This is a genomic window from Desulfocicer niacini (assembly GCF_054657595.1).
The window spans coordinates 72,181-83,238 of sequence record NZ_BAAHYK010000029.1; the positions used below are offsets into that span (position 1 = coordinate 72,181).

8 protein-coding genes are annotated in these 11,058 nt (G+C 48.0%); 1 reads left to right on the plus strand and 7 read right to left on the minus strand.

Going from position 1 to position 11,058, the window contains the following annotated elements; genetic code table 11:
- Positions 1–143: 143 nt before the first annotated feature.
- Both ACYQ2M_RS16075 and ACYQ2M_RS16080 read right to left on the minus strand, forming a co-directional pair.
- Positions 144–965, minus strand: coding sequence for a hypothetical protein (locus ACYQ2M_RS16075; RefSeq protein ID WP_459917383.1), 822 nt, complete (start codon positions 963–965; stop codon positions 144–146).
- Entirely contained in the window at positions 962–2,722 is a 1,761-nt protein-coding gene (locus tag ACYQ2M_RS16080) for an AAA family ATPase (protein WP_459917384.1), read from the minus strand. Before ACYQ2M_RS16080 ends, ACYQ2M_RS16075 begins: the two co-directional genes overlap by 4 nt.
- Positions 2,723–2,970: 248 nt before the next feature.
- Here ACYQ2M_RS16080 and ACYQ2M_RS16085 point away from each other — a divergent pair, with 248 nt between their 5' ends.
- Positions 2,971–4,047 (plus strand): NUDIX domain-containing protein, encoded by a 1,077-nt coding sequence (locus ACYQ2M_RS16085; protein WP_459917385.1) that lies wholly within the window; start codon positions 2,971–2,973, stop codon positions 4,045–4,047.
- Between the two features lie 613 nt (positions 4,048–4,660).
- Here ACYQ2M_RS16085 and ACYQ2M_RS16090 read toward each other — a convergent pair.
- The 5 genes from ACYQ2M_RS16090 to ACYQ2M_RS16110 all read right to left on the minus strand — a co-directional run.
- Positions 4,661–5,335 carry a GntR family transcriptional regulator gene (locus tag ACYQ2M_RS16090; RefSeq protein WP_459917386.1) on the minus strand — a complete coding sequence of 225 codons (675 nt, stop codon included), beginning with the start codon at positions 5,333–5,335 and terminating at the stop codon, positions 4,661–4,663.
- 57 nt (positions 5,336–5,392) lie between these two features.
- On the minus strand, positions 5,393–6,745 hold the full coding sequence (locus ACYQ2M_RS16095; protein ID WP_459917387.1) for a (Fe-S)-binding protein: 1,353 nt from the start codon (positions 6,743–6,745) through the stop codon (positions 5,393–5,395).
- 4 nt (positions 6,746–6,749) lie between these two features.
- Entirely contained in the window at positions 6,750–8,132 is a 1,383-nt protein-coding gene (locus ACYQ2M_RS16100) for an FAD-binding oxidoreductase (RefSeq protein ID WP_459917388.1), read from the minus strand.
- 90 nt (positions 8,133–8,222) lie between these two features.
- Positions 8,223–10,127, minus strand: a complete 1,905-nt coding sequence (locus ACYQ2M_RS16105; RefSeq protein ID WP_459917389.1) for a TRAP transporter permease — start codon at positions 10,125–10,127, stop codon at positions 8,223–8,225.
- 124 nt (positions 10,128–10,251) lie between these two features.
- Positions 10,252–11,058 (minus strand): TAXI family TRAP transporter solute-binding subunit (locus ACYQ2M_RS16110; protein ID WP_459917390.1); only part of this gene is annotated, 807 nt, incomplete at its 5' end.

Genomic DNA, 11,058 nt, shown 5'->3' on the forward strand with positions numbered 1-11,058 from the left:
AAAAATAAAACTTCCGAGCATCCTCAGCAGAGCCCTCCGATGGGCAATGGGTACCGGCCAATTGGGCCGTCTACAGTTCCAGGCCAGCCCCATTAACCGTCGGGGGCGGCGGCGGCATGATGGCATTTTCAGTATTCAAAGTGTTAAAATAATATTTTCCACCTTTTCACGCCTTTCCCAAGAATGATATTCCCCTGATTTATCTGAATCACCGTATATTGTTCGATGCGATCCCCCTGTCGAACGACATGCCTGCCGATCACCGCCAGGCGACTGGAAGGCGTTTTGTTCCAGGAGATGGCCTGGATTTTCATTGCAGCGTCGTTCAGCACCTCGGCGGTGTATTTCTCGTGAGACGCTGATGGCGTTGATACCGTTTCAGATGAAACCTTGCCGATTAAGACATGTGGCTCCCCAGGGGACCGGGCGGCCTGTTCTTCAAGGGTCTTTTTTTTAAGAGATTGTTTTTTAATGAAATTTGAGGCAGGGGTCACCACATTTAACGGAGCAGCTTCAGCAGGTATTGTGGGCGCTGATTGCGATGAATCTGATATCTGGTTTTCAAAACTTTCAAATGATGTTTTCTGATGATCTTCGACTATTTTTGAGGATGTCACCCCCCCTTGATCCGGGATGATCGTCGCCGGGATTGTTCCTCTTTGTTGGTTATTATTCAAAACAGGTTCCGATAAGGGCAACGGTTTTTCAGGGTCTTGCCCAGAAAAAGACACAACAGAAATGGGATGAAAAAAATCTGCACTTATTATAATTGCCATCCCCCCGATAAAAAAAAACACAACTGTGGCCCAGATGCCATAAGAGAATCGATGAAAACGCAAGCGCTGCCGGAGACGATCAAACAAAGACCTTTCAATGGTCGTTTTTTTCAACCATTGCCGATGCTCAACATCTGAGGATGGCTGTTCTTTTTCAAGTTTTTTCAAGGCATTGAGAACGGAACTCACTCCAATCCTCCTTTGAAGATTATCCCAGTTTTCTCCAGGCTGGGTATCACCAATGATTTTTTCTCTTTATACAAAACAATTTTGGTCATGGAACCCACCACGCCGTCAATTGTCAAACCATATTGACGCTGTACCTGGATAATGGCATTCCGGGTCTTCCTGTCATACTCCGGGCCTGGGTCAATGTCATTGTAACCAATTTCTCTCAACAGACGTTTCAGGATAAGAATATCCTCTTTTCCTGCATTGCCCGGGAGGGTTCCAGACAGGGACATAAAATTTTTCCATGGGATGTAGGCAACACCTGACCATGAAGCCTTAAGACTTTGCACAGATACCATAATCTCTTCACCCTCTTTTCCATCTCTCAATAGTACCAAATCATCCTGGGAGCCAGTTAAAATCAGGAAAAAAGGAATTAAAGACTTTTGAGAAATAAACTTTAAAACAGCAGGCAGATCCAGCTTAATAAGCAGTTCCAAATCATTCTCACTCCGATATATCGTCAACCCATTCTGCCTGCCCGCCTGCTGGAAAAAGGCAAAATCGTCAATGTCGTCTATCTGTCCGGGGATGGAAAGGGAATCTATATGCCACAAATCAGCAACCGCTTCAAAAGCCTCCTCACGGGAAGCTGTCTGCCTGCCCTCATTTAAAAATGCCATTAAATGGACCCGGGCTGCCGTCTCATCCTCCGGTGTTTTGTCCACAGAAGTCAAAGGCAAATCTGCCTGCAGTGCAGGTACGGCTTTGGGCTCTTCTTCTTTTTCTGGAGCTCTGGATTTCAATGCCACCATGGATGGGTCCAGTGCCACAGCAGATATCTGATCATGGATTAAAGGGGCGAATATCCTTAATTCGTAACCGGCAACCAGAAGAATCAGTGCAATTACGCAGGCCATAACAAGCATGGTTTTTCGCTGATACGGCCGTCTCAATCCATGTGCCCTGGTGCCGATTTCCAATTCTTTGATGGCGGTTCCGGCTATGTTAGTGCTGACTTTTCTTTGATCCAAACCAAAAGCGGTGAGCAAGGCCCGATCACAGGAGATGTTAATCAACCGAGGAATGCCCCGTGAATATTTGAATATCTTCTCGACTGCGCCGTGTGAGAATGTCACCGCCTGTCCCCTGGAAGCAAGCTTAAGACGGTGCCGGATATAGTTTTCTGTATCTTTTAAAGAAAGGGGCTGGAGGTGACAACTCAGGGTGATCCGCTGTCTGAGTTGTCTTAACTCCTGGGAATTAAGCAGATGTCTCAATTCCGGTTGGCCAACCAGAATGATTTGAAGCAGTTTGCTTCTGGTGGTTTCCAGGTTGGATATTAATCGAATCTGTTCCAACTCGTTGCGGGTGAGGAGCTGGGCCTCATCAATGACCAGAATCACTTCCCTGGCCTGTGCTTTTTGTTCAATCAGAAATGCATTCAGTGAATTGATCAACGCTCTTGTATTCTGTCCGTCATCGCTGATTCCAAATTCTGCATTCACTGCCCGAAGCAGTTCCACCGGGTCAAGCACTGGATTAAAAATGTACGCAACTTCGGTATTCTTATCCAAACCTTCTATAAAGGATCTGCAAAGTGTGGTTTTACCGGTACCCACCTCTCCGGTGATTTCCACAAAGCCATCCCCGGAGTCCAGGGCATAAACCAGGTGGGCCATGGCCTCCTGGTGAGTCTGACTCATATACAGATAGTCAGGGTTGGGCACCAGTTTAAACGGTCTTTCATTGAATCCGAAAAAACGACTATACATTATTTGCCCCAGATAGCTCTCGTTTCATTTCAATCCTTGCACAACAGACTCCTATATATAGCCGAAAATCATCAATAAAGGCAAAAAGAATTAGGGCGTGGTCATAAAAGGGGGCACGCGGAGGAGGTGTCAGGCCAACCCAAAAATAAAGGATACCGAAAATCGTTATCGGATGAAAAAAGGGCCTTTCCAAAAAAGGCGCCGGATTCCTCTTTACACCCCCTTCAGGGACTGATATTTTTCCAGGCATGATTATCACACACCTATTACTGGCACTCCTGTGGATCCTCTGGTGCACACTGCACAGCGCCATGATCTCCCTCACTGTCACCAATTACCTGGAACACCGTCTGGGACAAGCATATCGCTTTTATCGACTGTTTTTCAATGCCGTGGCCGTGATCACCCTTCTACCTGTTTATCTTTACGGCCGGGTGATCGACAGCCCCGTGTGTCTTATTGCACAAGGCCCCATGCAAACGGTCAGAATCACTTTATTGCTCACCTCACTGATGCTGTTCGTCATGGGGGCCAGAGTATATGATCTGAAACATTTCACCGGCCTACGCCAAATCCGTCAAAGGCCGTTTTCATCATCTGGAGATCCCCTCCCCTTTAAAACCAGAGGCATCCTCACAGTCACCCGCCATCCCTGGTACCTGGCTGGTATTTTTCTGATCTGGACTTACCAGGCGCGGATGACCGTGGCCGATGTCATGGTCAATGCCATTTTAAGCATTTACTTTGTGGTGGGAGCCATGCTGGAGGACAAGAAACTCAAAAAAACCATGAAAGGGACCTATGATCAATATGCTGCCACGGTGTCCATGCTTTTTCCTGTCAAATGGTTACGCTACCTGCTGAAACATCGCCGACTGCTCATGAGCACCCGGCTGTATCCGGCCCACCCCGTGCTGGCCGTGGGAGCTGTTGTTTTCAAGGATGATCATGTGCTGCTGGTAAAGCGGAAGAATCCCCCGTCACAAGGGGTATGGGCCATCCCCGGCGGACGGGTACGACTGGGTGAAACCATTCAGGAGGCAGCCCAACGGGAAGTCATGGAAGAAACCGGGGTAATCATTACCCCCCGGGAAACGGTACTGGCCTTTGATTCCATTGAAAGGGATCGCCTTCACAATGTCCGGTATCACTACCATATAGTTGATGTGGCAGGAGACTATGTCAGTGGTGAGCCCGTGGCCGGAGATGATGCTTTGGATGCCCGATGGATATCCCGACAGGCCCTTGCCACACTTCCGGTGAATGAAAAAACAAAACTCCTGCTGGAAACAAAATTTGATTTTCGGGGGGTGCAAACAGTGTGAGATTGTTCGCAAGGATGTCAATGTGCTTTTCTTCAGTCAGAATTCTTCAGGCAAATGAAAATGCCAAGTTGGATTACGAGTTCTCAACATGGTAACCATCAAGGAGAATTCCTTTATCCAAACCGGTTCTTTCAGCCTTTTCTATATGAGCGGGCACTAAGTCTAATAGATGCACATTATGACCAGCTTTTGCTAAATCAATATGGATCATTGCCGGGAGGACGGCGCAGGAATATACTCAGCGGGAAAAAAGAAAGGGGTATTCTGGGGAAACAAGGTCCAATCCGTCCATACCGAACGGCAGTTTTGCCCGGCCCAAGATCCGCCAGCTTTCCCTCTAGGCATCTATTGGTGGGTTGGAAAGAAAAGTAAGATATGTTTAATCTTAACTTTCGGTGTTTGCCTTTCGTGGTGGGGTCAGGCTTGCGTTATTGACATTATCGAGGCGTTTTTCGTTTGAAAAGGGCTTGGTCGATAACATCAATAACACAAGCCTGACCCCGTCGGCATGAATTGTATAAAAACGCCGGCTTTGAAATAAAGTCCGAAAGTTGAGTTTAATGAGCTGCAACTTGGGTCTTTGGTCGGCAGATCTACTGTTGTGATGCGTGTCTCAGATCGTCTTGTTTTTTTTCTCCATATATTTATTCAGCAATTTTAATGTTTTCGTACTTTGCCGGATGATCAGCGTTTCCACCCTTTTGGCGTTGCCTTTCTCCAACGCCTCCACAATCATCCTGTGCTCCTTGTTGGAGTCTTTTGCCCGGTAAGGCGTAAACTTGAAAACCAAGCGGGCAAAAAAAGTTTTTTGCCACATATCGTCAATAAGGTTGGTCAATGTCTGGTTTCCGGACATGGCATAAATTCGTTTATGAAACTCGATATTGAGTCTGCCCATCAGTGCATCATCCTTGGCAGCGATGGCTTCATCCATTTTGCAAATGTGCAGATTGAGAAATTCCAGGTCGTTGGGTGTTATATGCTCAGTGGCCAGCCTTGCGGCATACCCTTCAAGAATCCCTCGAACCGGATAGAGTTCTCTGAGTTGCTCAATGTCTATTCCTTTGACATAGACACCGGTGTGGGCAACCACCGTCACCATGCTTTCCGCTTCCAGGCGGCTCAATGCCTCTCTCACAGGGATAATGGATGTTTGAAAATGCTCAGCCAGCTTATTAATCACCAATTTTTCACCGGAGTGAATATCACCCTTTAAAATGGATGCTTTAAGTCGCCTGTAGACTTGCTCAGCCTTTGTTTTATTTATGATACTATCGATAGCTTTCATAGTTGGGAATTATATCGTATATGATATATTTAATCAAGAGAAGCCCGCAATTTTAGCTTAGAATTGCCGGTGATCACCTATGGTTGCCTGACCTCTTTCCCTGCTCTCATCATTCTCGTTGCCGGGCAATTCAAAGTCTTCGAAAAATTCTTGGGCAATCAGCTCTAAAATATGGACTGCTTTTTGAGGTAAACCAGCTTGATTGATGCTGTCGTTGAGTTGTATAATGCAACCCGGGCAATCCGTGGCGACCCAGTCGGCCCCGCTGTTTGCTATGTGACCGGCCTTTTTAGCACCGATTTTTTTGCTGGTGTCGTAATGATAAACGGAATAGGTGCCGCCAAGACCGCAGCATGTGCCGGCTTCAGCCATTTCAGTAAAATTAACACGGGACAGCGCTTTCAATATTGCTCTGGGTTCCCTGGTCGTGCCGCTGTTTCTCAGGTGACAGGGATCATGGTAGGTGACATTGATTTTGTCTTTTGCCTGAAGATCTTTTCCCCGGGTAAATGAGGCAAGCTTTTCGGGCAATCCATTTTGCATCAAAAAGACACAGATATCCTCTGTTTTGTTTGCAAGCACTTTAAATTCATTGCCCATGTCGGGATAGATACGGGTTAAACCGGCATGGCAAGAAGCACAGGCCGTGACAATATAGTCAGCCGAATATTTTTTCAGCATGGCAAGATTTTTTTCGGCAAGACCTTCCACCGTGTTTTTCGCACCGGCACTGACAGCGGGGAAACCACAGCAGACCTGTTCTTTGGGAATAATAACGGTAACGCCCATAAAATGAAGTATTTTAAGCATGGCCTCACCAATTTCCGGGAAAAGATAGTTGATACCGCAACCGGTGAAAAATATGACCGTGGGCTTCCCCCGTTCCCCCTTGATTCGTTCAGGTACTCTCTCTCGGAAGGGGATGGCGGAAAGCGCTGGCAGAGTGCGGTCTGGGAAGAAAAAAGACCCCGGAAACCGAAGGCGCAGGCCGCTGTCTTTTGGGAGTTTTTTGAATAAAAAACGATTCATCCGACCTCCGGTGCGCATCAGCGTATCCATGACCTTCTGCCTGCCAAGCACTAATGACACCGCTTTGCCAAAGGTGGACAGCCCGTTTTGCTCGGAAATATGCTGCCTTGCCGCCGCAACGATCTCTTCGGCAGGAACCTTGTTCGGGCACTGGGCGTGGCAGCTGCCGCACAACAGGCATTGGCTTAGATCCTCAAGAACCTTGCCCTGGAGAGGGACTTCCCCCTGAAGAATGGCCTGGGCCAGCGCCACTTTACCCCTTGCCACACGTCCCTCCCGGCGTTCTGCATCGAATACGGGGCAATAGGCACGGCAGGCACCGCATTTGACGCATTTCTCCATCTCTTCTTTAAACGATGCCAGGTCTTTCAATTTTGCCATGCCGTTAATTCTCCAAAAATATTTTACCTGGATTGAGAATATTGTTGGGGTCAAGGGCATGTTTAATTGTCTTCATATATGATGCAGCGTTTTGACTCACTTCCAGGTGAAGGTAAGGGGCTTTTGCAATCCCCACGCCGTGTTCACCGCTCATGGTACCCCCCAGCTCCAGGGCACCTTTAAAGACCTTTTCGATCACTTTCATTGCCTTTTCGCGTTCTCCTGCCACTTTGTTGTCAAACAGGATGTTAACGTGAATGTTGCCGTCACCGGCATGACCAAAACTGGCAATATCAATGGTGTATCTTTTTGAAATGGATTCAAGTTTCCTGATCATTTCCGGCACCTTACTGCGGGGCACACAGATATCTTCTGTGAACCTGTTCGGACTTGCCTTACCCAGAGAAGGAGATACGGCCCTGCGAATCTGCCACAGGGCTTCACTCTCTTCAGCCGTTTCGGCAATGCGCATCGCCACAGATCCAAACTTCTCAATGAGATTGCAGATACGCCGGGTCTGCTTATCCAGCCCTTCCGGGTCACCATCCACCTCTATGATCAGCACCGCATGGGCTTCGTCGGGAACCTTGAGATTTGTTGCCAGGCGAATACATTCCAGGGTCCGACTGTCCATAAACTCAAGGGTGGTGGGAATAATTTTACTGGCAATGATTTTTGATACCCCTTTGGCGGCCCCTTCAATTGAGCTGAAGAAAACCAGCATGGTTTTCTGTCCCTCAGGCAACGGCAGTAATTTAATAACAATCCTGGTAATAATTCCCAGTGTACCCTCGCTGCCACACAACAGCTTGGTCAGATCGTAACCGACCACCCCTTTCATGGTTCGGCAGCCCGTGGTAATAATATCTCCGAGGGGCGTAACCACCTCAAGCCCCATGATGTAGTCCTTTGTTGTGCCGTATTTAACGCAACGGGGCCCACCTGCATTTTCAGCAACATTCCCCCCAAGCGAAGAAAATTTCAGTGACGCCGGATCAGGGGGATAAAAAAGACCGCGCTTTTCCACTTCTTTTTGAAAAAAATCAGTGACAACCCCCGGTTCAACGGTTGCCACAAGGTTTTCTTCATCAATCTCAAGAATTCGGTCCATCCTTTCAATGGACAGCACGATCCCCCCTTTGGTGGGCAGACTTCCCCCTGTCAGGCCACTGCCTGCCCCCCTTGGAAACACCGGAACATTTTCTTTATTGGCCATCCGAAGAATTTGGGCCACCTCTTGGGCGTTTTTCGGGAAAACAATGACATCCGCAAGGGACATCTGTTGGCTGGCATCATAAGAGTAGCAAATCAGGTCACTTTTATCCGTGGAAATATGGGCTTTATCGACAATTTTTTCCAGCGCATCAACAATGTGTGCTTTGATCATGATCCATTCCAAATGTGGGTACGTTTAATTTGTTTCTCTTCATGCCCTTACAAAATTTCAGCCTGAAAGTTGCATTCATGGCTTTGCATTTTAAACCGTTTCGACAGACACCGTCTCCCGTTTTACGACCAACTGATAAACCACAACAAGGGCCAAAATCACGATACCTGCAATGTCGGTGTAAATTCCGGGTTTGATAAGGCTCAGTGCCGCTGCCATCAGAAATACACGTTCAAGGGTATATGCTTTTTTCGCAAACCAGCCCACCACCGATCCAGCAAGGGCAACAACTCCAATCATGGACGATACCGTTGCCATAATGATCTGACCTGTAGATCCCACCATGAGCAGCTGCGGGGCATAAACAAACATGTAAGGTACGATAAAAGCCGCCAATCCAAGTCGACAGGAGGTAATCCCGGTCTTTAAGGGATCTGCCCCGGAAATGCCTGCAGCAGCATAGGCTGCCAATGCGACAGGCGGGGTGATGGCTGAAATAATAGCATAGTAAAAGATGAAAAAATGAGCTGCCAGGGGATGAACCCCGAAGTTCTGTGTGAGCACTGGTACGGTAAGAGAAACCTGTATAATGTAGGCAGCTACGGTGGGAAGCCCCATGCCGAGAAGCAGTGAGGTGAACATGGTTAATATCAGGGTCAGTATCAGGCTGCCCTGGGAGATGAGAAGAATGATGGAATTAAAGCGCATTCCAAGTCCTGTCAACGTAAGTACCCCGATGATAACACCGGCTGTGGCACAGGCAATGGCCACCTGGACAGCGCCCTTTGCCCCGCCCTCAAGTGCCGAAAGTATCCTCGGCAACGTCATCCGGGTTTCCCGACGGACAAAGCTGACAACGATGGTTATCAGAATTGCCCATAAACCTGCCCGCATGGGGCTGTTTCCCTTGACAAGAAGAAAGACCAATACGGACACCGGAATGATAAATTGAAATCCGTAGATAAGGGTCTTTCGAACGTTGGGAAGCTCCTCTGCCGAAATGCCTTTCAGGTTAATGCGCAGGGCTTCAAAGTGGACCATGGAAAACGCTGAGAAGTAATATAAAAAAGCAGGAATGGTGGCAGCTGCGGCAACTTTAATATAGGGTACGCCCAGAAATTCGGCAATGATAAAGGCGGCGGCTCCCATGATCGGCGGCATTAACTGCCCTCCTGATGATGCCACAGACTCAACAGCACCGGCAAATCGATTGCTGTAACCCAGGCGCTGCATGAGGGGAATGGTGAACGCACCGGTGGTAACCACATTGGCAACCGCAGACCCTGAAAGCATCCCCATAAACCCTGAAGCAAATATCGCTGCCTTGGCCGGGCCTCCCCTGGCTTTTCCGAATAGCCCCAAGGCCAGGTCAATAAAAAAATCGCCACCTTTGGATTGCTCCAAAAAAGCTGCAAAAATAATAAACATGACAATAAATGTAGCGGAGACCCCTGCCGGAATTCCCCAGATGCCTTCGGTGGTGAAAAAGATGTGGTCCACCGCCCACATGAGCGAAAATCCCTGATGACTGAAAATTCCCGGCAGATGGGGCCCGGCATAGATATAGCTCAGAAAGACGACCGCAATAACGGGAAGTCCCAATCCCATGCTTCGCCTGGCTGCCTCCAGAAGAAGCAGCGTGCCGATACAACCGGCAATGACCTCATATTGGCTCAGAGGCGTCACATAGGAATATCGTGATGCAATATCCCCGGCATTCACAACGACATAGCCCACGGTGGCTGCGATGAGTCCGATGAACAACCAATCGTACCAGGGAGGCAGGCCGACTCTTTTCTTTCCTTTGATATTGGTCATGAGAAATACCAGGACCATGGCAAAGCCCACATGGGCACTTCTTTGTAAAACAGACTCGAATATGCCGAATATTCCCGTATAGATATGGAATGCCGCCATCATCCAGGCAACGGTGGAGACCAAATGCCCGAAATATTTATTGGCGGTTGATTTTACCGTATCCGTTTGTGAATCCATTAAAAAACCCCTCCCTTGAACAGGGCCGTCTCCCAATGGAAGTGGGAGGCGGCCACTGACCTTTTCATCTGACTTAAACAAACCGTGTTAAAGGTTTAGAATATAGCTCATGATTCCGGTTACATTACTTGATGACGCCGATTTCTTTGTAATATTTGAGAGCACCCGGATGAAGGGGAACGCCGATGTCTTTTACGGCATACTCTGGTGTCCATGACTGGACAACCTTATGAACTTTGGTAAATTTGTCCTTGTTTTCCACAAGCGCCTTGGTCATGTCATAAACTAGTTTATCAGAAAGACCCTTCTGACAAATGACAACGTTATTGGACCCAACACACACGGCGTCCGTCTCATGTCCCTTGTAAACATCGGCTTTTACGATCAATGTGGCATAGCCGTCATTGATTTGTTTCAGCTTTTCGAATTTTTCCGGGCTCAGTGAAAGCAGTTTGATACCGCCTTTGATGGAGACGGCTGTATCCTGGATGACAGGTGCTGGAACGGTTGTAAATGGCATAAACGCATCGATATGGCCGTCCTTCATCTGCATGGCAGCATCGGCATAGGCCAGATGTTCAACTTTTTTCATATCCTTATAGCTCAGGCCGTGGACCTTGAGGATATTTCTGACTAGAACTTCCCCTGAGGTTCCTTTCAGACCCGGAGCAATGCGCTTCCCCTTGAGGTCTTCAATGGTATTGATGCCGCTGTCACTGCGAACGACAATCTGGAGAGGTGCCGGATATAATGCGGCAAGACCGGCGATATTGGTCATGGGGACCTTGAACTGGGCTTTTCCCGGAACTGCGTCGGCATTGGCAAAGGAAAAACTAATACCCAGGGTATACATTTTGTTGCTTACGCCGACGATATTTGCATCTCCCGTGCCCTGCATGACAGACATATTATAACCTTCCAGGTTATTTTG